Raw genomic sequence first — 24,986 nt, forward strand, 5'->3', positions numbered from 1 at the left:
TCCCAAAATACCTTCACTTAATGCACTTCTAAATCCAATCAATTATGACGCGAGTCTTATCCTTATTTTTATTTCTTACTATTAATTACAGTTTTGCCCAAGGCACTCAACTGCTAAGACAACCAACACTTCATGAGGACACAGTAGTTTTTGTTTATGCCAACGATTTATGGAGAGCTTCCGTAAACGGTGGTACAGCAGTTAGATTAACCAGTGATGATGGTTACGAATCTAGCCCACATTTCTCTAACGACGGAAAACATATAGCATTTACAGCGCAATACGATGGTAATATTGATGTCTTCGTAATCCCTTCCGAAGGTGGCGAGCCCAAACGACTTACATATCATCCTGCAGGAGATTTTGTGCAAGGATGGACACCAGATGGCAAAGTACTTTTTCGCTCTAATCGGGAGAGTCAACCGACTATGACGAGCAAGTTTTTCACCGTTGCCATGAATGGTGGAATGCCTGAAGCTGTAGACATCCCTCGTGCAGCTTATGGTGAAATGTCTAACGATGGTAAACATCTAGCCTATACACCCATAACAGGATGGGATGCTGAGTGGCGTAACTATCGTGGTGGTCAGGCTATGCCAATTTGGGTAGTCAATTTAAAAACAAAAGAATTAATAAGAACATCACAACCTACGCAAGAACGCCATTTAGATCCAGTATGGTTAAATGGTATCGTATATTTTATGTCAGAACGGGATTATACCATGAATATATGGTCCTTTAATCCTAAGACCAAAGAAGAAAAACAAATCACATTTCACAAAAAATTCGATGTCAAAAGCTTAGATGCTAGTGCAGATAAACTCATTTATGAGCAAGGTGGATATTTACACATCTATGATGCATTAAGTAACAGTTCTAGACAATTAAATATAGAAGTTAAGGCAGACCTCAACTTTTACCGCACAAAATGGGATAATGTCTCAGGGCGTAGCCTATCTAATCCTAATGTTTCTCCAACAGGGAAACGTGCCATTTTTGAATATAGAGGCGAAATATTTACAGTTCCAAAAGAGAATGGCACTTGGATGAATCTTACCAACTCACCTGGAGTGGCAGACCGCGCTCCTATTTGGTCACCTAAGGGAGATAAAGTGGCTTGGTTTTCTGATAAGAGTGGCGAATATCAGTTAATGTTAGCGGACCAAAATGGTTCAAATGTTGAGGCTATTTCGCTTCCTGATGCTACATTTTATTTTCAGCCAGATTGGTCACCAGATGGAAAGCATATCGCCTATACAGACACCCACTATAACATTTGGATAGTAAATTTAGAAACAAAAAAGACGTCTATTGTTGATACAGACAGATATGCACATCCTAACCGAGCTATGAATCCGGTTTGGTCTCCAGACAGCCAGTGGATTGCTTATTCCAAACAACAAGCAAGTCACTTTAAAGCAATCTACGGCTATAATATAAGTAGTAAAAAGACGATTCAAATTACCGATCCAATTGCTGATGCTATAACACCTGTTTGGGATGCTTCAGGAAAGTATCTTTACACCTTAGCAAGCACCAATTACGGACTTCAGTCTGGTTGGCTGGACATGAGCTCGTATGATCCTGGCTCGAATATTACCAGAAGCTTATACGCCATAGTCCTAAATTCAAAAGACAAAGCACCTAACCTTCCCAAAAATGATTTAGAAGCTGAACAAAAGGAAGATGCAGATGAAAAAAAGGATGATAAAAAAGATAGTAATGAAGTTGTAGTCACTATAGATGAAACAGGAATATATGATCGTGCCGTGGCTCTCCAACTTCCGGCGAGAAATTATGTAACGCTACTTAAAGGTCCTGAACACAAGGTTTTTATCGCAGAATCCGTAGCAAATGAAAGTGGACTCAAGGTACATTCCTATGATGTTGAAAAAGAAAAAGCCACCGACTTTGCAAAAGGCGTATCTGAAATGGTAGCCTCTGAAGATAGAAAATCTATTTTGTTGAGACAAAATGGCAATTGGGTGTTAACATCTACAGGTGCTGCACCAAAACCCGGGAAAGACAATTTAAAAATTAATCTTAAAATTAAATTAGACCCAAAGGAAGAAGCACATCAAATCTTTAAAGAAGGTTGGCGTTACATGCGCGATTTCTTATATGTAGACAATGTACACGGTGCTCCTTGGGATGAGATATACGAATGGTACTCACCATGGATTGAGCACGTGCGGCATAGAACAGACCTCAATTATGTTGTGGATATTATGAGCGGTGAGGTTGCCATTGGGCACTCTTACGTAAGTGGTGGTGATCTCCCAGACGTAGATTATGTGCCTGTTGGCCTTTTAGGTTGTGATTTTGAAATTAACAATGGGAAATACAGAATATCTAAAATCTATAACGGAGAACGGTGGAATCCAAATATTGAAGCACCACTAGCACAACCAGGAATTGATGTAAATGAAGGCGATTATCTTCTTGCTATAAACGGTGAGATGCTCAGTTCAGATACTAATCCTTATCAACTTTTAGAGCAAACGGCTGGTCGCGAAATAATGATTACAGTGAACTCCAAACCCTCAATGTCAGATGCCAGAGAAGTTTTGGTAAAGCCTATTTCTAATGAACGCGGTTTAAGGTCAATTGATTGGATTGAGAATAACCGTCGTAAAGTGGATAAAATGTCCAATGGTAAACTCGCTTACATTTATGTACCTAATACTGGTAATGGTGGTTTTACATCCTTTAACCGTTACTATTTTTCGCAACAAGACAAGAAAGGTGCCATCATCGATGAGCGCAACAACGGTGGAGGGTCTGCTGCAGACTACATGATTGATATTATGTCTAGGGAACTCTTTGGGTATTTTAATAGTAAAGCCAATGATAATCGTCCATGGACAACACCTATGGCAGGTATTTGGGGACCAAAAGTGATGTTAATTAACGAACGCGCAGGTTCTGGTGGCGACTTATTACCCTATATGTTTAAAATGAAAAACATTGGACCCTTAGTAGGTACACGCACTTGGGGCGGACTTGTAGGTACTTGGGACACACCTCGATTTATAGACGGCGGACGTATGGTAGCACCACGAGGAGGCTTCTTTGATGTTGACGGCAAATGGGCCGTTGAAGGCGACGGAGTTGCACCAGATATAGAAGTTATTCAGCACCCAAAAGAAACCTCCAAAGGCAACGACCCTCAGTTAGAACGTGCCGTTAAAGAAGCTATGAATATGCTAAAGTCTAATGAATTTGAAATGAAACCAGAACCGGCACCTCCTATTCGATGGAAAAGACCTGAAGGCTATAAAAATGATAACTAATTGTATGACCTACCCTTAAGCAATTGAGGGTGGGTCTTTTTACTATGTCCTTTATTGAAACCCTTTCTAAACAACTAGAAACTCACCGAAGTCCAAATAATGCGGAACCTATGTCCAAGTACATGAAATACAAGTTTCCGTTCCTTGGCATAAAATCTGTCCTTAGAAAATCTATTCTGAGGAAGGCTATAAACGCTCATAAAAATGAGGTAGAAAACCAACCGGCTCAACTAGCAAAATCCTTGTACCGAAAACATGAACGTGAATATCATTATTGCGCTATGGAACTTTATGCGCGTTTTAAGAAAAAACACTACCAAGAATCAGACATAGATGATATAACCTATCTCATTCTAACACACTCCCACTGGGATACTGTAGATTTTATTGCAAAGCACATTCTTGGTCAGTTTTTAATGGAACACCAAAACCAACGAACTGCTGTTATCAATAAATATTCAAATAGCTCAAATTTTTGGTTAAATAGAGCCGCTATTTTATTTCAGCTTGCTTATAAGTCTCAAACTGATAATGCAATTTTATTCAAGCTTTGTAAAGCACATGGAAAATCTAACGAATTTTTCATCCAAAAAGCTATTGGTTGGGCTTTAAGGGAGTATTCTAAAATACAGCCAGAAGCCGTTCTCAATTTTTTAAAACATAATAATTTAAAGCCTTTAAGCCAAAGGGAGGCCATACGACTCATACCATGATTTACGATTGCATTGTATTAACCGATAACAGATACCTGAATGATTCAGACGACCCCTATAAGCATAATGTCTATTATGAGGATAAATTGGTCGTAAAAGCTCTTAAGGATGAAGGGTTAAAAACAGAACGCAAGGCTTGGGACGATATTACTTTTGATTGGTCGCAAACACGTTGCATTATTTTCAGGACAACTTGGGATTATTTTGACCGCTTTGATGCATTCTCCAATTGGTTGAATACAGTTGCAACACAAACATACCTCATAAATAGTGAGGCCTTAATTCGCTGGAATCTGGACAAACATTATTTACAGCATTTAAAAAATAAAGGAATCAATATTCCCGAAACCGAATTTATTGAGCCTCGTTCTAAAGCTAGTCTAAAAGAGTTACACAGTCGCTCGGGTTGGACAAAAACTGTTTTGAAACCATGTGTTTCTGGTGCAGGCCGTCATACCTATAAATTGGATTCAACCAACTTAGACGAATACGAAATCCTTTTTAAGGATTTGATTTCTAAAGAGGCTATGATGTTACAAACTTTTCAACACCATATCGTAAAACAAGGTGAAATGTCCCTGATGCTGTTTGATGGTGAGTTTACGCATGCAGTTCTAAAAAAAGCCAAAGCTGGAGACTTTAGAGTCCAGGATGATTTTGGAGGAACGGTCTACCAATATCAACCCACAGAAGCAGAAATACAATTTGCTCAGAAGGCTGTTAAGGCTTGTCCAGAGTTACCAATATACGCTCGTGTTGATATATTTATAGATAACAACAATGAACTCGCCATTTCTGAACTTGAGCTTATTGAACCCGAATTATGGTTTAGACTGCATCCACAAGCGGCAAAGGTACTAGCGAAGGCCATCCATAAAAAACTTGTTACCTTAGGGGTATAAATTCCAGGTTTAATTTTTATTAATACATCATTGTGTCAAAACCATCTAAAACCAAACGCCTTCTAAAAGTCATTGTCGGTATTATTATCTTTTTTACCCTGCCCTCACTGTTATTTTTCGGCTTTGTATATCTCAAATACAATGAAGACCTTCCTCAAGGTGAGACTGGTGCAAAAGCTGATGCTTTGGCCCAAACCATGTTAACTGCTCTAGATGAGTCGGCTTATCTCAATACAGATTATATCGAGTGGACCTTTAAAGGTATGCATAGTTACAAGTGGTATAAGTCCACTAAAGAATGTGAGGTGTCTTGGGACCAGCTAACCGTTGTGTTAGACTTAGAGGATAGCACTAACTCCAAGGTATTTGTCGCTGGGCAAAACTACGACGGGATTGAAAAAGACTTGTATATTAAAAAGGCAACCGATTATTTTAATAATGATTCGTTTTGGTTGGTAGCACCTTATAAGGTGTTTGATAAAGGTACAGAACGTCGTCTTGTTAAAACCGAAGCAGGTAAAGACGCACTTCTTGTTACCTATACTAGTGGAGGCTCAACACCAGGCGACTCCTATTTATGGCATTTGAATGACCATGGCCGCCCAAAGAGCTTTCAAATGTGGGTGTCCATTTTACCCATAGGTGGTGTGGAAGCCACATGGGAAGACTGGATTATAACGGAAAGTGGCACACAGCTCCCTACTTTTCATAAACTTCTATTTTTTGGTATTGAAATGAGTGGTGTTAAAGGGCTTAATCTTTAGGTTACCTGCAACTTCAATCCATTTTTGAAACCGTGCGTCATTGAGATTGTTTTGGCTTTTTCGTTTCTAGTAATAGAGTCTACCCTATTAACTTTTCTGCCCTACAAACTGTTGGCTCTTTAATTTAAAAAGTACATTAAAACTGGTAAGACTGCCATAGCTTCGTGTAATGTATTGCTGCAAGTCTATCTTTTCTTGTTCGTCTAAATTTTTACTCGAATTTATTTTTTGTTCCATAACCCGCAAGCGGTCACGCACCATGGTGATTTTATGGAAAAAGGTATCTATAGGCAACTCTTTCCCTTGTAAATTGGTATCTCCTGGTTCTAAAATGAGTTTTCCACCCTTCCATTTATCGGCAATAGTAATCACTTCGGATACATCGGACCATTTTTTAAGGATGTCCCTTAAACTTCTTTCTACCTCATAAAAACTTACGGTATCTACATCATCTTCTGAGGCCTCTATGACTTCAAATCCCGTATCTATATCAATGGTTTCCAAACCACGGTCTATAAAAGTCACCCAATAATGCTTTGAAGTAACATTAGTTACTACACCTTTACCATAATCTTTATGGTTGATACGTGAGCCTATACCTAGTAATTTCATAATGTAAATTTATTTACAATTATAGCAATTCTAGATTAAACCTTCACACCAATTTAACATCTAAAATTGTACCTTTACAACTTGGCTAATTTTAAACGAATTCTGCTTACAAATACGCTTAGTTTTATTAATGATGTTAGATTGCTATGACAACATATAACGATGCCATTGAGGTAAAAGGTGCACGTGTACATAACCTTAAAAATATTGATATTTCAATACCTCGAGAGAAACTTGTGGTTATTACGGGACTTTCAGGTAGTGGAAAATCGTCATTGGCCTTTGATACGATTTATGCTGAAGGGCAGCGTCGTTATATCGAAACCTTTTCGGCTTATGCCAGACAGTTTTTAGGGAGTTTAGAGCGTCCTGATGTCGATAAAATAGATGGTCTCTCTCCTGTTATTGCCATAGAACAAAAGACTACCAGTAAATCACCACGTTCTACAGTGGGCACCATTACAGAAATCTATGATTTTTTACGGCTTTTATTTGCTAGAGCTGCCGATGCCTATAGTTATGAAACTGGCGAAAAAATGGTAAGCTATAGTGATAAACAGATTAAGCAATTGATTCTAGAGGCTTATAATGGCAAGGGCATTAATATTTTATCACCTGTAGTACGCTCTAGAAAAGGACATTACCGAGAACTATTTGACCAAATTGCAAAACAAGGCTTTGTAAAGGTGCGTACCGATGGCGTTATTGTAGATATTGAAAAAGGCATGAAGTTAGACCGCTACAAAACCCATGATATAGAAATTGTAATTGACCGCTTAAAAATTGACGGTTCCAAGTCGAACGAAAAACGTTTAATGGAGTCTATTAACACGGCTATGTATCACGGGGAAGATGTACTAATGGTAATAGACCACGATACCAATACACCGCGTTTTTTTAGTAGGAATTTAATGTGTCCTTCCTCGGGTATCTCCTACCCTAACCCAGAGCCTAATAATTTTTCCTTTAATTCTCCAAAAGGAGCTTGCCCTAACTGTAATGGCATTGGCGAGTTATATGTGGTTAACGAAAAGAAACTGGTGCCTGATGATACCTTGTCTATTAAAGCTGGTGCACTAGCTCCTCACGGCCCAGAAAAGAAAAGCTGGATTTTTAAACAATTCGATACCATTGCCCAACGTTTTGATTTTACCCTGAGCACCCCTTGGAAGGATATTCCCAAAGACGCTAGAGACATGATCTTGTATGGCGGTAAAGACAAGTTTAAAGTAGAAAGTAAATTGCTTGGTGTAACACGTGAATATAAAATCGATTTTGAAGGGGTTGCTAATTTCATTGAAAACCAGTATAAATCCAACTCCACGTCCTTAGTGCGTTGGGCCAAGGAATATATGGATAAAGTACAGTGTGATGTCTGTGAAGGGTCTCGCTTGCGCAAAGAGTCTCTATATTTTAAGGTTGATGGTAAGAGTATTGCAGACCTTGTAAAGATGGATATTGTAGAACTTGCGGATTGGCTTAAAGACCTGCATACACGCTTATCCGATATGCAAATCCAAATCGCTGACGAAATTTTAAAAGAAATCCGAAGCAGGGTTCAGTTTTTGTTAGATGTAGGTCTTACCTACCTCTCTTTAAACCGAAGTTCTAAATCTTTATCTGGTGGTGAAGCCCAACGTATTCGCTTAGCTACTCAGATTGGCTCTCAATTAGTTGGTGTGCTTTATATTTTGGACGAACCTAGTATAGGCCTGCACCAACGCGATAATGAAAAGCTTATCAATTCTCTAGAATCCTTGCGCGATGTTGGAAATTCCGTGATTGTAGTAGAGCATGATAAGGATATGATAGAACGTGCAGACCACGTTATTGATATTGGTCCTTACGCTGGTAAACATGGCGGTGAAATAATCAGCGAAGGCACACCAAAAGAAATTTTAAGCCACCATACCATTACAGCGGATTATCTCAGTGGTGAAAAGGCTATACAAATCCCAAAGAAAAGGCGCAAGGGCAACGGTAAAACATTAGTCCTCAGAGGCTGTTCGGGCAACAACCTTAAGCATGTAGATGTTTCTTTTCCATTAGGTCAAATGATTGGTGTTACTGGTGTTTCTGGAAGTGGAAAATCTACATTGATTAACGAAACACTCTACCCTATTTTAAATGCACATTTTTTTAACGCCGTTAAAAAACCAATGCCTTATAAAAGTATTAAGGGCCTAAAACATATCGATAAGGTGATTGATATTAACCAGTCACCTATAGGTCGGACACCTCGCAGTAATCCAGCAACCTATACAGGAGTATTTAGTGAAATCCGTAGTTTGTTTTCTAAAATCCCAGAGGCTATGATAAGAGGTTATAAACCTGGGCGTTTTAGCTTTAATGTAAAAGGAGGACGTTGTGAAACGTGCCAAGGCGGTGGCGTCCGTGTTATTGAGATGAACTTTTTACCTGATGTATATGTAGAATGCGAAACCTGCCAGGGCAAGCGCTTTAATAGAGAAACCTTAGAAATACGTTATAAAGGTAAATCCATTAGTGATGTCTTGAATATGACCATCGAGGAAGCTGTTAGTTTTTTTGAACATATACCAAAAATCTATAGGAAAGTTAAAACGATTGCAGATGTTGGCTTAGGCTATATCACCTTAGGTCAGCAGAGCACAACATTATCTGGTGGTGAAGCGCAACGGATTAAACTGGCTACAGAATTGAGTAAACGCGATACAGGAAATACATTCTACATCCTTGACGAACCCACAACCGGCTTACATTTTGAAGATATAAACGTACTGATGAAAGTCCTGAATAAGCTGGCCGATAAAGGGAATACCGTGTTAATTATTGAGCATAATCTAGACGTTATAAAAACCGTAGATTATATCATTGATATTGGTTATGAAGGTGGTAAGGGAGGTGGTGAAGTTGTAGCCACCGGCACTCCAGAGCAAATTATAAAGGATAAAAAGAGCTACACAGCTAAATTTTTAAAGAAGGAACTGAATTAAATATATATTGCAGGGTTAAATAAAATCTACATAACCATAGGATTATGAGGAAAGAACATAAACACAAAGGTTGGAACGAAATTAAAACCAATGACTCTTGGGCCATATTTAAAATTATGGGAGAGTTTGTGGGCGGTTACGAAAAACTGAGTAAAATAGGGCCTTGTGTCTCTATTTTTGGCTCAGCACGTACCAAACCTGACCACAAGTATTACCAATTAGCTGACGAGGTGGCCCAGCGCATTGTAGAACACGGTTATGGCATTATTACAGGAGGCGGCCCAGGTATAATGGAAGCCGGAAATAAAGGTGCCCATATTGCTGGTGGTACTTCGGTTGGTCTAAATATAGACCTACCCTTTGAGCAGCACGATAACCCCTATATAGACAGCGATAAAAGTTTAGATTTTGACTACTTCTTTGTAAGAAAGGTAATGTTTGTAAAATACTCCCAAGGTTTTGTTGTTATGCCTGGTGGTTTTGGCACTTTAGATGAACTTTTTGAAGCCATGACATTGATACAGACCCATAAAATTGAAAAATTCCCTATAATTTTAGTAGGTACAGACTTTTGGAGTGGTTTAGTGGATTGGATAAAAAATACGTTATTGCAGGCTGGTAATATTAGTCCAAAAGACTTAGACCTATTCCATGTGGTAGATACCGCAGATGATGTAATTGAAATATTAAACGCTTTCTACAAAGACTACAGATTGAGTCCTAATTTTTAAGTTATCCTTTATTAAACGCTATGAAAAAGAAATTAATAGGATGCTTTCTAGTTGGTCTATTGGCCATATTACAGGTCTCTGCACAGGAAACCTTTAAGGTGATGTTTTACAATTTGCTGAACTATCCTCTAGAAGATGCCGTCCCCAACCGAGAAACTGATCTTGCTTTCGTGCTTTCTGACTACCAACCCGATGTATTTATGGTCTGCGAGCTCAATAACATTACAGGTGCCAATGCCGTATTGGATATTGCTAGAACTAGTATTAATAGTAATTATGAAATGGCCACCTACGTATCTAACACTTCGGATGATTTAGGGAGTAATCAGAATGATTTACAGAATTTATTGTATTACGATAGTTCTAAATTTATTTTAGAAGAAGAGATTATTGTACCTACGGATTTAAGAGATTTTAATGTCTACAAATTAAAGCTCAATACCGTTAATCAAGACACTAACCCTATTGAATTCTATGCCGTTGTTTGCCACTTAAAAGCATCTAATGGTACGGAAAATCAGTTACGACGGTTTAATATGGTAGTAGAGCTAGATAATTACCTCAACACGCTTCCACAAGATGCCATGGTACTGTTGGGAGGAGATCTTAATCTCTATACTGCATCAGAACCAGCTTTTCAGGAGCTATTAGACGTTACTAACTACATTACTTTTGCAGACCCTTCTAATCGTGTGGGCAGTTGGTCTAACAACCCTAACTTCGTAGATGTCTTTACACAATCTACAAGGACCCAATTTGGACTAGGTGGCACAGCAGGAGGGTTTGATGACCGCTTTGATTTTATTTTAACTTCAGAAAATATGCTAGCCTCAGCTGATGTAACCTACGTGGCAGATTCTTACCAAGTATACGGTAATAATGGTTTATCGGCTTGTTATAATAGCGCAATCAATTCCTCGGCATGCGCAATCCCAAGCTCTCAGTTTTCTTTTGAAATTCGTGACGCACTGCATAATTTTAGTGATCATTTACCTGTTACAGTAGAACTAGAGACTGATGCAACTTTATTAGGTATTGACGACCGAACATTAAACCAAGTGGCATTTTTAAGAGAAACCTTAGTTGACAATAAACTGACTCTTCTCAATACAGATTTTAAACTTTCTAACCGTAATATAGTCATCTATAATGGACTTGGTCAGCGCGTTATGGATGTTGAATTTAACACCGAAAACCAAAAAACTATTGATGTTGCCCATTTAGAAAGTGGTATGTATTTTGCGCTTATTGAAAAATCGGCTATAGTACCGGTTAAATTCTTTGTGAAATAGTGAATAGAAATTTTTACATAGTATGTGCTTTTGTGTTATGTTCCTTTGTTTTACAAGGGCAAAACCTTTTAGATATAGATGCCTATGTAGATGTTGATACCAAAACCATTAAAATTACCCAAAAGATTGTTTATAACAACACCACATCCGATACACTAGAACAAGTTTATCTTAACGACTGGAATAATAGCTATTCGACAAAATCCACACCATTAGCCAAACGCTTTGAAGAGGAATTTAGCACCAAATTTCATTTGGCCAAGAATGATCAACGTGGTTTTACAGCTATTACCCAATTACAAGATAATAAAACTCGTGAACTCAATTACGAACGCCCAGAACAACACCCTGACGTTATAAAGGTTTGGCTTAATTCACCTTTACTTCCTGGAGAATCTTATGAAATAAGGCTAAGCTACAGTTTATTGGTACCAGATGCTACTTTTACGGATTATGGCGTTACAAAAAATAAAGATTTTGACCTAAAGTACTGGTATATTACACCTGCAGTTTACGATGGTAAATGGCATTATTATAGCAATAAAAATCTTGATGATTTATTCATACCCAAAGCAGATATAAGTTTACGCATAAACCATCCGATGAATTATAGCGTAACCACGGCCTTAGATTACGTCAATATTATACCAGATTACGAGAATAAAAGACAGACCACCGTTCATTATGGCAGAAATAGAATCGAAACTTTTTTGTCTTTGAATAAATTTCCACGGTTCAGTTTTGTCCAAACAGATGATTTTATTTTAGTCTCCAATATTAGCGAAAAAGGTCTTCCTGTTGATGAAAAAGCGCTGTTAACCGACCGTATAACACGATTTCTAACTGATAACTTTGGCTCATATCCTCATAAACGTCTACTAGTTACCAACATTGATTACAATAAAAATCCGTTGTATGGCCTTAACCAACTACCTGATTTCTTGAGGCCTTTTCCAGATAACTTTCAGTATGAATTAAAATTGCTTAAAACGGCACTAAAAAAGTATATAGATAATACCTTACTTCTTAACCCTAGAAAAGAGTATTGGCTTTCCGATGGTTTACAGATTTATTATTTAATGAAATACGTTAACATGTACTATCCCGACATGAAATTATTTGGCTCTTTGGCCAATGTCTGGGGATTACGTGCTTTTCATGCAGCAGATTTAGATTTCAATTTTCAGTACTTTTTGTACTTCATGGAAATGGCGAGAAAAAATAGAGACCAGCCGTTAACTACTTCTAAAGACTCCTTAATAAAGTTTAATGCCAACATTGCGGGAAAATATAAGGCAGGCTTAGGCCTTAACTATTTAGATGATTTTGCCGAGGATATAGAACTGTCTGAACAGCTGACAGCTTTTCTTTCAGCCTATAAACTTCAACCGGTTTCCACAAAAGATTTTGAAGCATTTATAAATTCGAAAACTGATAAAAATGTAGATTGGTTTTTTACGGACTACATAAATTCGCGCAAAAAAATAGATTTTAAAATAAAAGCTCTAGACACAAAAGGTGACTCCATAAAGCTCACAATTAAAAACAAGCGTAAGAATACCATGCCTATATCATTATTTAAGCTAAAAAATGATAGTGTTATAGGTAAAATGTGGGTAGAAAATATTGACAGTACGAAGACTGTAGTGATTCCTCAGGATAGTTCTGACATGTTTATTTTAGACTATTACAACATAATTCCTGAGTTTAATCAACGTGATAACTACAGAAGCAAAAAAGGTGCCTTTTTAAACAATAAGCCTTTTCAATTTAGGTTGTTTAAGGACATTGAGGACCCAGATTACAATCAAGTTTTTTTAATGCCTCTCATAGAATTTAATAACATCTATGACGGCTTCACCCTTGGTTCTAAGATTTATAATAAAACCATTCTGAGAAAACGCCTTAATTATAGATTTTCGCCGCAATATGCCACACGCTCAAAATCATTGACTGGCTCTGCTTCTGTATTTTATACACATAATCTAGAGAACCAAAATCTTTTTGATATTACCTATGGTATTTCAGCTGGATACCAATCTTTTGCTCAGGATGCCTTTTTTACAAGAATACGACCTTCTATCTCATTTACATTTAGAGATGATAAGGATTTTAGAAAGGATAGAACTGACCGGATAATCGCTAGATATGTGAGTATCGAAAGAGAACTTGGCCCAGATGCTATTGTAGAGATTGATGAGCCCGACTATGGTGTTTTTAACCTAAGATACGTTAGATCTAATCCAGGAATTATAAACTTTTCTCGCTTTGCTACCGATTTTCAAATCGCAGATAAATTCAGCAAGCTTTCAGTAAATTACGAATTTAGAAAATTGACTAAGAGCAACCGCAACGTTAACTTGCGGCTCTTTGCAGGTGTATTTTTAGAAAATAATAGCGACCCGACTTCCGATTATTTCAGCTTTGCACTAGACCGACCAACGGATTATTTATTTGACCTAAATTATTTGGGGCGCTCTGAAGCCTCAGGGCTTTTCAGTCAACAAATCATAATTGCCGAAGGTGGGTTTAAGTCGCAATTAGACACGCCATTTGCTAACCAATGGATGGCTACGGCAAATTTTAGTACTTCCATTTGGCGCTATATCCAAGCCTACGGAGATGTTGGATTTGTAAAAAATAGATTCGATTCGGCTAATTTTGTTTACGATTCAGGTATTCGCCTGAATCTCGTTGAGGACTATTTTGAAATCTATTTTCCACTCTATTCAAATCGTGGATGGGAAATTGCGCAACCCAATTACGACCAAAGAATTCGTTTTATGTTTACTGTTGACCCACAAGTTCTACTGGGATTATTTAGACGTAGATGGTATTAACATATTCTTACTTAAATGTTAATATTTAAAGGTTTTTTAAATATTTATCTTTAAATACCCTCTTTTTATAAGAATTATTCATTTTTATAACAGTTTTAGCTATTGTGTATATTTTCATTATTGACTACTTTTGCAAAGCATAAATTGACGTCCTATGAAGAGCAATCCTAATATTAAAACAGAGATAACTTTCGAAGATTTTAAGGCAGAAGTCTTAAATGATTATAAGCTTGCTGTTACTAGTAGAGAATGCAGCCTTTTAGGACGACGCGAGGTGTTAACCGGTAAAGCTAAATTTGGCATATTTGGCGATGGTAAAGAAGTCCCTCAAATTGCATGGGCTAAAGCTTTTAAAAATGGTGATTTTAGAAGTGGTTATTACAGAGACCAAACCTTTATGATGGCTATAGGTCAACTTACCATTGAACAGTTCTTCGCAGGGCTCTATGCCAATACTGATTTAAAAGAAGAACCTATGTCTGCCGGGCGCCAAATGGGTGGTCACTTTGCAACGCATAGTTTGGATGAGAAAGGTCATTGGAAGGATCTTACAGCGCAAAAAAATTCTAGTGCAGATATTTCGCCGACTGCAGGACAAATGCCACGCTTACTTGGTCTGGCCCAAGCATCAAAAATTTATAGAAATGTTGAAGGTATTGATACTACCAATTTTTCAAAAAATGGCAATGAAGTAGCTTGGGGAACCATTGGTAATGCCAGTACAAGTGAAGGTTTATTTTTTGAAACCATAAATGCTGCAGGGGTTTTACAGGTCCCAATGGTTATAAGCGTTTGGGATGATGAGTACGGCATTTCGGTTCATGCTAAACATCAGACTACTAAAGAAAATATATCAGAGATTCTTAAAGGCTTTCAACGCGATGAGAATGGTGATGGTTATGAAATTTTTAGAGTTAATGGCTGGAATTACCCAGAGTTAATTGATGTTTACCAACGAGCTTCTCAAATTTCTCGTAAAGACCATGTTCCTGTAATGATTCATGTTAAGGAACTAACACAGCCACAAGGTCACTCCACATCTGGTTCTCATGAACGTTACAAGGACAAAGAGCGACTGGCTTGGGAAGCAGAATACGATTGCAACGTGCAGATGCGCCAGTGGATGATTAACAATAATATTTCTACTGAAGAGGAGCTTGTGGCTATTGAAAAAGAGATTAAAAAAGCCGTGAGAAATGGTAAAAAGGCTGCATGGTCTGCTTTTATCAATCCTATATTAGAAGAACGCAAAGAAGCTTTAACAAAGTTAGATGCACTTATTACCTCTAGCTCCAACGGTGTTTTTATCACAAAACTCCGTAATGATCTTGCTGCAATTGAAGAACCTTTGCGGAAGGATATTTTATCAGCGACGAGAAAAGCTTTAAGATATGTAGTTACAGAAGATTCTGATGCTAAATTGGAGCTGCAAGAGTGGATTAAAAATTATATAGAAGAAATTCAACCAAAATACAGTTCGCATTTACACAGCCATTCCGACCTAAGGGCCACCAATCAAGAAGCGGTATCACCAACCTATGACAATAATGCTGAAGAGGTTGATGGACGCATTATATTGCGTGATAATTTTGAAGCCATTTTCAACAACTATCCAGAGGCTTTGGTATTTGGAGAAGACTCAGGACATATTGGCGATGTAAATCAAGGATTAGAAGGCCTTCAAGAAAAATTTGGAGCATTACGGGTTTCTGACACAGGTATACGTGAGGCTACTATTTTAGGACAAGGTATTGGCATGGCCATGCGAGGGCTGCGTCCGATTGCCGAAATACAATATTTAGACTATATATTATATGCCTTACAACTCATGAGTGATGACTTGGCAACCGTTCATTATAGAACCAAAGGACGTCAAAAGGCACCTTTAATTATACGAACTCGTGGTCATCGTCTAGAAGGGATTTGGCACTCAGGTTCTCAAATGGGAGGTGTTTTAAACCTTGTAAGAGGTATACATGTCCTTGTACCAAGGAATATGACCAAGGCTGCTGGTTTCTACAATACACTGCTAGAAAGTGACGAACCGGCCTTAATTGTGGAATGTCTTAATGGATATCGTTTAAAAGAAAAGCGCCCAAATAATATTGGTAAATTTAAAACCCCTATCGGTGTTGTAGAAACCATAAGAGAGGGTGAAGATATTACTTTAGTATCTTACGGCTCTACCCTTCGCTTGGTAGAACTAGCAGCAAAGGAACTTTTAGAGGTAGGTATATCTGCCGAAGTCATTGACATTCAATCTTTATCACCTTTTGATTTAAACAAAGATATTGTAAAAAGTTTAGCCAAAACCAATCGCGTTATGATTATAGATGAAGATGTTAAAGGTGGCGCTTCAGCATATATTTTAGACCAGATTCTCAATGAACAAAATGCTTACCAATACTTAGATAGCCAACCAAAAACCTTAGCTGCCAATCCGCATAGACCAGCTTATGGTACAGATGGCGATTATTTTACAAAACCGTCGACCGAAGATATCTTTGAAGCGGTTTACCTTGTAATGCATGAAGTGAATCCTACGGATTATCCAAAGCTGAGATAGGGCTTTAGCCAATTAACCATTTATTCTTTTTTTATCCCTGATATGATATATATCATATAAAAATACTATTGATACCATTATTTTCGAAATAAGAATCGAAAATAAACTTGATGCTAACAGAAGAACTTATCACTTCGTTTAAGAAGAAATCAGACTTTGTCCACTATTTAAAAGAAAACCAAGACAGTAATCCTGTTTTTAAATCCGCTTTAGAAAAGCATGCTTACGAACAGGAATTGCTGCCATTACAGGCTGAATTGGTGGACTTTCAACGCTGGGTCCAAAAGAAAAATAAAAAGATAGCTATCATTTTTGAAGGTAGAGATGCCTCTGGAAAAGGCGGTTGTATAAAACGTTTTAAGGAGCATCTCAATCCACGTGCCATGCGTGTTGTTGCCCTTAACAAACCCACTGAAATTGAAAAAAACCAATGGTATTTTAATCGCTATATTAAGGAGTTGCCCAATGCTGGCGAGATTGTCTTTTTTGATCGTAGTTGGTACAACCGCGCCGTAGTAGAACCTGTAATGGGTTTCTGTACTCCCAAGCAATACAATAGATTTATTATTCAAGTCCCTGAATTTGAGAATATGCTTTACGAATCCGGAACTATCTTGATTAAATTTTGGTTTTCCGTATCTAAAGAAGAGCAACAACAACGGTTTGAAAAGCGATTAAAGAATCCACTGAAAAAATGGAAATTTAGCCCAGTAGACGAGAAAGGCCAGGAACTTTGGGATGACTTTACTAAATACAAAAATCAGATGTTTTCGCGTACCCATAATAGCTTTAGCCCTTGGGTAGTTATAAAGGCAAATGATAAAAAGCAGGCACGGTTAGAAAGTATTAAATATGTATTGAGCCTATTTGAATACGATAATAAGGGTACCAATTGTAAAACCATTTTACCAGATCCAAATATTGTACATCGCTATTTTAGAAACACCATTCAACTCGACCGCTAATGGAAACTCCATCTACACTTTCGGAAAAAGATCTTAAAATAGTTAATTCTAAGAAAGGTCTCGAAGCCTTATTACGATTAAATCGATTAGACGTAAAAAAGAGCATACGCAACGTAAAATATGAAAAGCGACTAGAGAAGCTTCAGGAAGAAATGCTGATTTTGCAGCAATGGGTGGCCAATAACAACAAGAAAGTAATCATCCTATTCGAAGGCAGGGATGCTGCAGGCAAGGGTGGCGCCATAAGGCGAATTATACAACACCTCCCTCCCAGAGCCATTAGAGTTGTGGCATTACCAAAGCCCAATGAAACGGAAATGGGCCAATGGTATTTTCAGCGGTATATAAATCGATTGCCCAATAGCGGCGAAATTGTCTTTTTTGACCGTAGTTGGTATAATAGAGCTATCGTAGAACCTGTAAATGGATTCTGTACCAAGGAACAATATCGCGTTTTTATGGGTCAGGTGAATGAATTTGAAAAAATGATCCAAGATTCAGGAATCATTTTGTTAAAACTGTATTTCTCTATAACTAAAAATGAACAAGAACGTCGTTTTAAGGATATTATCACTTCAGCACATAAAAAATGGAAATATAGCGCTGTAGATAGAAAAGCATTGACTTTGTGGGATGAATATACCATGTACAAGGAAGCCATGTTTGAAAACACACAAAAAGCGGCACCTTGGAAAATTATTAAGGCCAATAGAAAAACGAACGCACGTATACGAGCTTTTGAATATATACTAGATAAAATACCTTATGAGGTAAAGGACCTTACAAAAATTAAACATCAAACTTACCGTTCTATTATTGAAGGTGACAAATAATATGTGTTCATTTACAAGAACATCATGCAAAAATTAATTTCTTAACTTGTGCTGTCTAAGTACAATGTTTCCTGATTTTAATAGACATAGCTTACCCCTTCTAATCCTTGTGTTACAGGGATTAATATTTGTTGTTCTATTGTTTGCCCGTTATTATAGAAAGCATGTGACTTCAGATTTATTCCTTGGTCTTATTTTGCTACTCACCTGCTATTCTCAAATTTGTTATACCGTTGGTTTTATGGGTTGGTACAACGAGTTTAGGACTACAAAAATCAATTATTTCCTTATTAATATTGCCTATGCCCTTGGCCCATTAATCTACTTATATGTAAAATCTATTACCCAAAGCGACTTTAAATTCAAAAAGGTGTATTGGTGGTATTTTTCTCCTGCCATAGCTTTTGTGTTTTATCGCCTAAGTATATTTACTTATGATGCCTTACAACCAGGGTTTAGCGATACTCAAAACGGTGTATTAAAAATTGAGCTTGACGAAACCTATGTGCAGACCATTTCTGGTTTTATTGAAACACCATTTATGCTGCTATTTCTAGCATTTACATTTCAATTATTTTACAATTACAGGAAGAAAATAAAGCAGTATTTTTCTAATACCTACAAATTAGAGCTCAATTGGATTTTAAGCTTTCTCATTATTTTTAGTATCCTTTTTCTCTATGGCACCATACAGGATATTGTGGGCTCCTTTTTTACTGACCTTAACTATGAGGAGCGTTGGTGGCTAAACTTGTTAATGGCCTTAGCGACGCTTTATGTTGGGGTAAAAGGATATTTTACGGATACTACAAAGCTCAATACACTTGATTTTTCCTTCTCACCAAAGTCAATTGCCATACCAGATGAGCATGGCGACCAAACTAAGGAATCAATTTCAAGGTCGGATATTGATAAAGTGAAAGCATTAATGGACAATGACAAAGCATACTTAAACCCGGAGTTAAACCTTTCCGATTTGGCGAAAATGGCACAAATGAGTAGGGCACAACTTTCCGAAACAATAAATTCTGGTTTTAATAAAAACTTTAATGACTTTGTAAACGAGTACCGTGTTGAAGCCTTTAAAAATATGCTTAAGGAAAAGAAACACCAACAGCTATCATTGCTCGGTATAGCCCAAGAATGCGGCTTTAATAGTAAAGCCACCTTCAACCGTGTCTTTAAAAAAATCACCCACCACTCACCTACTGAATATTTAAATTCACTTAGTTATTGAGACGTCTCAAATCGTATGTAAGACCTGCCAATACGTTTTAAGTCGTTCATAACCGCAATTCCTCGCAATTTTGTGTCATTGAGTAATTCTGATGGTTTCATCATTAAAATTTAATGTACAATGACACAATTAAAATCTTTTATTAAAATCCTTATCACTCCAATAATTCAAAGCCATTGGTTTGCTGATTTGGTTATTGCCATTCCCAGAATACTTTGTGGATTTTGGTTAACAAGCATGTTTGGTGCTGATAAATTTGGTATGCCATGGACGACTGAATCCCAAAACCTTAATCTTTTTGAAGTTGCTGCTTGGTTTCCAGAAGATGTAGCTCAATATGGAGGCCTATTTGCCATAGCTCCTGTGTTTTTTGCTTGGATGGGTGCTTTTAGTGAAGCCGTTGGAGGATTATTCTTATTACTAGGGCTTAAAACAAGACTTGCCTCATTTTTAATTATGTGCACAATGTTGGTTGCCATTTTTATGCAAAAATGGAACCAAGGTCTTTGGAGCATGCTGCCTGCCCTAGGATTTCTCTGGGTGGCACTTTACAATTTAGTACTCGGCTCTGGTCGGTTTGGGTTAGATTTTATAATTAGTAAAAAAATAAAATAGTTTTATCATGAAAGTTTTATTCTCACTATTAACATTAGCTTGCTATATCATTGGTCAAGGCCAAGATGCTTTTGTACAATTATCAGATTTAGAAATACTAGACAACACGAAATGGACAGGCCAATTGACCTATAAGGATTATCAATCGGGAGAATGGACACCAATCGATGCCACCATGCAAATTTCAATAAAGGGCAATACCATTAAAACGGTTATACAATACAGTTACGAGCCTCATAAAAACCGAACTTCCAAGTTAAAACTAAAGAATGGCGGCACTTATTATGGAAATGAGCGCGTTGTCTCCAATGAAGTCCTAAACGGATTTAGAATCATAAAAACCATGTTCAAGGAAAAGGATAATAACAGAGCCGCAACACTATTTATCACCCATAAATTCAACAAAAACAGTTACAGTATCACTAAAGATGTCTTATACGATGACAGCAGCAAATCAATTACAAGAAACAGATATCAATTTACAAAACTATAATATCATGAAATTACATTATTACATTATCATATTAAGCAGCCTCCTCTTATCTAGCTGTGTGCAAAAAACACCTCAAAAAACCATTACGGTAATTTTAGATATGACCACCTTAGAAAACCCTAGGCAAGTTGGCATCAGAGGTGAGTACCCACTTTCTTGGGAAGAGACTACGTATTTAGAGGATACAAACGGTGATAAGATTTATGAAGGAGAATTTACAATTTACACAGCCAATAACGGCATTGAATTTAAGTTTGTAAACAATAACAACCAATTTGAGCTCACTGACCAACCCAACAGAAGCTTATCCTTTGAATATAAGCCCGAAACTATAATTTACAAGGCGAAATTCGATACTAAAGAATACACAACGATAACCCGCAACTGATAATTGAAATGAAAAACTTGAGTCTATTGCTATTATTGGTTGCAATGACCAGCATAGCACAAATACGAGGCAACAAAACCATTGAAACCAGAACCTATAAAGCAAAAGGTATAGAGAGCATAAAAACGAATCTTTACGCAAAAATTACCATTGACCAATCCCTTAGTGAAGGATTGACGATAACGGCCGATTCCAACCTATTTGATTATATAGGTAAAACTGTTGAGAATGGTGAACTACATATCGATCAATTAGAATTGATCTCACCATCACAGGATATAATAATTACGGTTGGAGCTCCTAAACTCAGAAGATTAGAGCAGGGCACGCACGATACCACCCAAATCATTAATCTAAATGCTGATTATCTGCAAGTTATGGCACCATTAGGGCATATTATTCTTCAAGGACAAACTAAAGAATTGCGTCTTGGATCGGAGCTTGCCACAATCGATGCTTCTAAGGTTAAAGCAAGGGACGTTTTTGTCAATCTTTGGAGTTATGGAAATATTATTATTGATCCGCAAGAAAGTCTTTGGGCCGAGGTGTCTAATGACGGGACCTTGTTATATTTAAATAAGCCACAGAAATTTCAAGTTCGTGCAAAAAATGGAGGTCAAGTTCTTGCTTACGGAGATAAGGACAAGGCAAAAACTTTAGAAGCTGAATACATTACTTTCAAAATCAAAAATAATTCTAATAATAGAAACCAATTCTACGTTGAAGGCCCTAAGCCAGATGGCTCAAAGTTTAGTTATGGTTTTCCTATGATGCCCTATTCCAAACGGAATGAAAAATGGACAGTTGGAACAAAAGTGTATAAAGTGAATAGCTTAGGGTTTAAAAAGCTATTGGTTGAAATAAAAAAGGAAAATGAAAATTCTATAATTAATTTGTTTTAGAGTTTATCTATAAAAATTATTTAGATTAAAGCACTTATCATCTAAGTGCTTTTTTTTATTCTATCTTTAGAGGACACTATTCAAGTCAAAATTACAATGTCGGAAACTAATGAAAAACAAGATCTAATTACAAGAGATTGGTTAGCTATTGAACGCACTAAATTAGCCAATGAACGCACATTTTTGGCGTACTTCAGAACATTTTTAGTAATACTAGGAACAGGTGTGACACTGATAAAATTAGAGTTTTTTGAAGACTTAAAATCTTTTGGTGTAATCCTCGTTGTGTCTTCAATATTTATTCTTGTCATTGGAGTTTATCGGCTGATACGCGTGAGAAGACACATTAGAAACCATTACAAAATATAGCATATCCAATGGTTCGGCATGAGCAGATCTGCGTTTGTCGAAAATTATTGTTAAGAGTGATGTATTTTTTCAATTTAGCATAGAATTTTAAAATCAAAGCTCATGAAAGCAAAACATTTCATTTTAATTTTAAGCCTAGTTCTTTTCAGCTCATGCATAGTTAAATCCTTAAAACCATTTTACTTAAAGGAGCACATAAAGTTTAATAAAAACTTAGTGGGAAATTGGACAACCGGAAAATCTAGCACATGGGAAATTGTTTCATTCAAGGAAGCTTGGAAAAAGGAGAACAAAGACAATTCAGAAATTTCTGAGGAAGAAAAAAAGGCTTATAAAACTTATAAAGATTCCTATTTTATAACCTATACTAGTTCCGAAAAGGAAGCGATGTTCATTGCTATGCCTTTCATGGTTGGGGAGCATTTATTCTTAGATTTTACGCCATTTGAGTATCAGTCCGAAGATTTAAATTCACTTGCGGCCCAGCATCTTTTAAAAACACATTCTGCAGCCTTTGTAGATTTTCAAGATGATGGTTCTGTAAAACTGAGATGGCTAGACGAGTCTGTAGTGAGTAAACTTATTGACGAGAATAAAATACGGATAAAGCATGAAATTACAGGCATTGATGAGGACTTTGTGCTCACAGCTACTAGCGAGGAATTATACCGATTCCTAGAAAAATTCATGACTCCTAGCATTGAAAATAAATGGGATAAAGATTCCACAAAAACGTTAAAACCGGTAAATGCACAGCCTTAGTCTAAATAAAATTGTGAAAACAAGAAATGTCCACAGACCACTATTATTTCATAGTGTCCTGTGGATATTGGCTTTTGTCATTCTCATTTTTGTGTTCTCAAAAGGTAAGACACCTGTAATAATCGATGTATTATATACTCTCAGCTTTCTTGTCATTATTGCTGTTCCTGTTTGTATTAATTTTTATGTCTTGATTACTAAATTTTTAAAACAAGAACAATACATATTTTACCTCACAGGATTCATAGCAAATGCTTTAATATTTGGGGCTGTTATCTATTTCTTTTTTCAGACCATATTAGATGTATTGTTCCCATCCTATTTTTTTGTTTCTTATCTCTCGGGTAACGACCTAATTATAGTAATAGCGATATTTTTAGTGAGTAGTACCTTGTTTAAATTGGTTGAAGACTGGTTTTATTTTAATAGCAATCAAAACAAATTATTGCAACTTAAAAGCCTACAATTTGAAACCCAGCTCTCGGCATTACGTTCACAAATTAACCCTCATTTTTTATTTAATTCGTTAAATGTCATTTATGCTTTGGCGCTTGATAAAAAAGAAACCACCACTAAAGCCATTGTAGAACTCTCCAATATTCTAAGATATGTAATTTACGATAGTGATACAGAGCGAGTAGCCTTAAAGGATGAAATCACTTTACTCAGAAATTATATTGCGTTTCAGAATCACCGAATTAATACATTGCAACCTACTATCCTAGAAACTTCAGTTGAAAACGAAGACTTCAAAATTTATCCAATGCTATTACTACCATTGGTAGAAAACAGCTATAAGCATGGAACGCTTTCTGGTAAAGAAACCGAACCGATAAAAATAGTTGTATCACAAAAAGACGAATGGTTTACCTTCTCTATTTCTAACCCAATACTCCATACCAAAAATGCCATTGAAGATAAATATTCTGGTGTAGGACTAGAAAATCTTAAAAATAATTTAAACCTTGTTTACCCCAACAAGCACAGCCTTAATATTGTTAACAAAAATGATCAGTTTAATGTAACTTTGACAATAGATAATGAGCTCACGTAAACCAATTTCTTGTCTTATTGTAGATGATGAAAAATCATCTCAACGCGTGCTTCAGCATTTCATTGAACAAACGGAGGTATTGGCTTTAAATTCAATATGTAATAATGCTTCCGAAGCTTTTAAATATTTACAACTCAATCCTGGTATAGAATTGATTTTTTTAGATATCAATATGCCTCAACAATCTGGTTTAGACTTTTATAAAACCTTAAAAAAACCACCCAAAGTCATTTTCACAACGGCATATCCTCAATTTGCGGTAGAAGGTTTTGAGGTCAATGCTGTAGATTACCTCTTAAAGCCTATTGCCTATGAGCGCTTTCTTACCGCAATCAATAAAGCCATAGCACTTAATAATGATGTTGACCAAACACCAGCATTTATTGTACTTAAAGAAAATAAAACCTTTCATAAATTAGAATTACAATCAATTAGTGTTGTTGAAGCCTTTGGTGACTATGTAAAAGTACATACCGATTCTAAGACTATAGTTACGCACAGTACCTTTAGTAAATTTCTCGAAAGTTTACCAGTAAATTTCCTGCGCGTTCATAAATCTTTTTCCATAAATCTGAATCACATGAGCCATCTTGCTGGTAACCAGATTATGGTAGGCAATCAAAATATTCCTGTTGGTCAAACCTATAAAAAAGCTGTTTTAAAAGCCTTAAATTTGTAGC

Annotated in this window: 21 protein-coding genes; 20 read left to right on the forward strand and 1 reads right to left on the reverse strand. The window is 36.7% G+C overall.

Annotated features, from left to right (window positions below; translation table 11 throughout):
• The first annotated feature begins 44 nt into the window (after window positions 1–44).
• From J4050_RS06730 to J4050_RS06745, 4 genes are read left to right on the forward strand one after another with little or no spacing between them, the layout of a single operon-like run.
• The gene (locus J4050_RS06730; protein ID WP_208153587.1) at window positions 45–3,293 is read left to right on the forward strand and encodes a S41 family peptidase; all 3,249 of its coding nucleotides are present in this window, start codon (window positions 45–47) and stop codon (window positions 3,291–3,293) included.
• A gap of 29 nt (window positions 3,294–3,322) precedes the next feature.
• A complete protein-coding gene (locus J4050_RS06735; RefSeq protein ID WP_208153589.1) occupies window positions 3,323–4,006 on the forward strand; it encodes a DNA alkylation repair protein in 684 nt (227 codons plus the stop codon).
• Window positions 4,003–4,908, forward strand: coding sequence for an ATP-grasp domain-containing protein (locus J4050_RS06740; protein ID WP_208153591.1), 906 nt, complete (start codon window positions 4,003–4,005; stop codon window positions 4,906–4,908). The genes J4050_RS06735 and J4050_RS06740 overlap by 4 nt, the downstream gene beginning before the upstream one ends.
• A gap of 32 nt (window positions 4,909–4,940) precedes the next feature.
• Window positions 4,941–5,672 carry a hypothetical protein gene (locus J4050_RS06745; RefSeq protein ID WP_208153593.1) on the forward strand — a complete coding sequence of 244 codons (732 nt, stop codon included), beginning with the start codon at window positions 4,941–4,943 and terminating at the stop codon, window positions 5,670–5,672.
• A gap of 87 nt (window positions 5,673–5,759) precedes the next feature.
• Here the strand turns inward: J4050_RS06745 and J4050_RS06750 are convergent, their stop codons facing one another.
• On the reverse strand, window positions 5,760–6,284 hold the full coding sequence (locus J4050_RS06750) for a DUF8685 domain-containing protein (protein ID WP_208153596.1): 525 nt from the start codon (window positions 6,282–6,284) through the stop codon (window positions 5,760–5,762).
• Window positions 6,285–6,430: 146 nt separating this feature from the next.
• On the opposite strand from J4050_RS06750, the gene uvrA reads away from it, so the two are divergent.
• The 16 genes from uvrA (at window position 6,431) to J4050_RS06830 (ending at window position 24,985) form a co-directional block, all read left to right on the forward strand.
• Window positions 6,431–9,259 (forward strand): excinuclease ABC subunit UvrA, encoded by a 2,829-nt coding sequence (gene uvrA / locus J4050_RS06755; protein WP_208153598.1) that lies wholly within the window; start codon window positions 6,431–6,433, stop codon window positions 9,257–9,259.
• 44 nt (window positions 9,260–9,303) lie between these two features.
• Entirely contained in the window at window positions 9,304–9,990 is a 687-nt protein-coding gene (locus J4050_RS06760) for an LOG family protein (protein ID WP_208153600.1), read from the forward strand.
• Window positions 9,991–10,010: 20 nt separating this feature from the next.
• A complete protein-coding gene (locus J4050_RS06765; RefSeq protein WP_208153602.1) occupies window positions 10,011–11,282 on the forward strand; it encodes a T9SS type A sorting domain-containing protein in 1,272 nt (423 codons plus the stop codon).
• On the forward strand, window positions 11,282–14,122 hold the full coding sequence (locus J4050_RS06770) for a gluzincin family metallopeptidase (protein WP_208153604.1): 2,841 nt from the start codon (window positions 11,282–11,284) through the stop codon (window positions 14,120–14,122). Before J4050_RS06765 ends, J4050_RS06770 begins: the two co-directional genes overlap by 1 nt.
• 154 nt (window positions 14,123–14,276) lie before the next feature.
• The gene (locus J4050_RS06775; protein WP_208153606.1) at window positions 14,277–16,688 is read left to right on the forward strand and encodes an alpha-ketoacid dehydrogenase subunit alpha/beta; all 2,412 of its coding nucleotides are present in this window, start codon (window positions 14,277–14,279) and stop codon (window positions 16,686–16,688) included.
• A 110-nt stretch (window positions 16,689–16,798) separates the two neighbouring features.
• The gene (gene ppk2, locus J4050_RS06780; protein WP_208153608.1) at window positions 16,799–17,653 is read left to right on the forward strand and encodes a polyphosphate kinase 2; all 855 of its coding nucleotides are present in this window, start codon (window positions 16,799–16,801) and stop codon (window positions 17,651–17,653) included.
• Window positions 17,653–18,486 carry a polyphosphate kinase 2 gene (gene ppk2 / locus J4050_RS06785; protein WP_208153610.1) on the forward strand — a complete coding sequence of 278 codons (834 nt, stop codon included), beginning with the start codon at window positions 17,653–17,655 and terminating at the stop codon, window positions 18,484–18,486. The genes ppk2 (J4050_RS06780) and ppk2 (J4050_RS06785) overlap by 1 nt, the downstream gene beginning before the upstream one ends.
• A 241-nt stretch (window positions 18,487–18,727) precedes the next feature.
• Entirely contained in the window at window positions 18,728–19,723 is a 996-nt protein-coding gene (locus J4050_RS06790) for a helix-turn-helix domain-containing protein (protein WP_208153613.1), read from the forward strand.
• A 120-nt stretch (window positions 19,724–19,843) separates the two neighbouring features.
• Window positions 19,844–20,338: a DoxX family protein gene (locus J4050_RS06795; protein WP_208153615.1), complete on the forward strand. Its 495-nt coding sequence runs from the start codon at window positions 19,844–19,846 to the stop codon at window positions 20,336–20,338.
• A gap of 7 nt (window positions 20,339–20,345) precedes the next feature.
• Window positions 20,346–20,831 carry a hypothetical protein gene (locus J4050_RS06800; protein WP_208153617.1) on the forward strand — a complete coding sequence of 162 codons (486 nt, stop codon included), beginning with the start codon at window positions 20,346–20,348 and terminating at the stop codon, window positions 20,829–20,831.
• A gap of 4 nt (window positions 20,832–20,835) precedes the next feature.
• Window positions 20,836–21,219, forward strand: coding sequence for a hypothetical protein (locus J4050_RS06805; protein WP_208153619.1), 384 nt, complete (start codon window positions 20,836–20,838; stop codon window positions 21,217–21,219).
• Between the two features lie 8 nt (window positions 21,220–21,227).
• The gene (locus tag J4050_RS06810) at window positions 21,228–22,121 is read left to right on the forward strand and encodes a GIN domain-containing protein (RefSeq protein WP_208153621.1); all 894 of its coding nucleotides are present in this window, start codon (window positions 21,228–21,230) and stop codon (window positions 22,119–22,121) included.
• A 96-nt stretch (window positions 22,122–22,217) separates the two neighbouring features.
• Entirely contained in the window at window positions 22,218–22,490 is a 273-nt protein-coding gene (locus J4050_RS06815) for a DUF202 domain-containing protein (RefSeq protein WP_208153623.1), read from the forward strand.
• A 102-nt stretch (window positions 22,491–22,592) separates the two neighbouring features.
• A complete protein-coding gene (locus J4050_RS06820) occupies window positions 22,593–23,252 on the forward strand; it encodes a hypothetical protein (protein WP_208153625.1) in 660 nt (219 codons plus the stop codon).
• Between the two features lie 13 nt (window positions 23,253–23,265).
• Window positions 23,266–24,306, forward strand: coding sequence for a histidine kinase (locus J4050_RS06825; RefSeq protein WP_208153627.1), 1,041 nt, complete (start codon window positions 23,266–23,268; stop codon window positions 24,304–24,306).
• Entirely contained in the window at window positions 24,293–24,985 is a 693-nt protein-coding gene (locus J4050_RS06830; protein ID WP_208153629.1) for a LytR/AlgR family response regulator transcription factor, read from the forward strand. The genes J4050_RS06825 and J4050_RS06830 overlap by 14 nt, the downstream gene beginning before the upstream one ends.
• Window position 24,986 lies beyond the last annotated feature (1 nt).

The sequence above is a fragment of the Winogradskyella pelagia genome (assembly GCF_017581965.1).
GTDB classification, from domain to species: domain Bacteria; phylum Bacteroidota; class Bacteroidia; order Flavobacteriales; family Flavobacteriaceae; genus Winogradskyella; species Winogradskyella pelagia.

Excerpts from the sequence above, each read along its gene's own strand:
- J4050_RS06815 (WP_208153623.1), top strand. The coding sequence starts at position 22,218 with ATGTCGGAAACTAATGAAAAACAAGATCTAATTACAAGAGATTGGTTA.
- J4050_RS06820 (WP_208153625.1), top strand. The coding sequence starts at position 22,593 with ATGAAAGCAAAACATTTCATTTTAATTTTAAGCCTAGTTCTTTTCAGC.
- ppk2 (WP_208153610.1), top strand. The coding sequence starts at position 17,653 with ATGGAAACTCCATCTACACTTTCGGAAAAAGATCTTAAAATAGTTAAT.
- J4050_RS06830 (WP_208153629.1), top strand. The coding sequence starts at position 24,293 with ATGAGCTCACGTAAACCAATTTCTTGTCTTATTGTAGATGATGAAAAA.
- ppk2 (WP_208153608.1), top strand. The coding sequence starts at position 16,799 with ATGCTAACAGAAGAACTTATCACTTCGTTTAAGAAGAAATCAGACTTT.
- J4050_RS06750 (WP_208153596.1), bottom strand. The coding sequence starts at position 6,284 with ATGAAATTACTAGGTATAGGCTCACGTATCAACCATAAAGATTATGGT.
- J4050_RS06800 (WP_208153617.1), top strand. The coding sequence starts at position 20,346 with ATGAAAGTTTTATTCTCACTATTAACATTAGCTTGCTATATCATTGGT.
- J4050_RS06805 (WP_208153619.1), top strand. The coding sequence starts at position 20,836 with ATGAAATTACATTATTACATTATCATATTAAGCAGCCTCCTCTTATCT.
- J4050_RS06760 (WP_208153600.1), top strand. The coding sequence starts at position 9,304 with ATGAGGAAAGAACATAAACACAAAGGTTGGAACGAAATTAAAACCAAT.
- J4050_RS06765 (WP_208153602.1), top strand. The coding sequence starts at position 10,011 with ATGAAAAAGAAATTAATAGGATGCTTTCTAGTTGGTCTATTGGCCATA.
- J4050_RS06775 (WP_208153606.1), top strand. The coding sequence starts at position 14,277 with ATGAAGAGCAATCCTAATATTAAAACAGAGATAACTTTCGAAGATTTT.
- J4050_RS06790 (WP_208153613.1), top strand. The coding sequence starts at position 18,728 with ATGGGTTGGTACAACGAGTTTAGGACTACAAAAATCAATTATTTCCTT.
- uvrA (WP_208153598.1), top strand. The coding sequence starts at position 6,431 with ATGACAACATATAACGATGCCATTGAGGTAAAAGGTGCACGTGTACAT.
- J4050_RS06730 (WP_208153587.1), top strand. The coding sequence starts at position 45 with ATGACGCGAGTCTTATCCTTATTTTTATTTCTTACTATTAATTACAGT.
- J4050_RS06740 (WP_208153591.1), top strand. The coding sequence starts at position 4,003 with ATGATTTACGATTGCATTGTATTAACCGATAACAGATACCTGAATGAT.
- J4050_RS06795 (WP_208153615.1), top strand. The coding sequence starts at position 19,844 with ATGACACAATTAAAATCTTTTATTAAAATCCTTATCACTCCAATAATT.
- J4050_RS06810 (WP_208153621.1), top strand. The coding sequence starts at position 21,228 with ATGAAAAACTTGAGTCTATTGCTATTATTGGTTGCAATGACCAGCATA.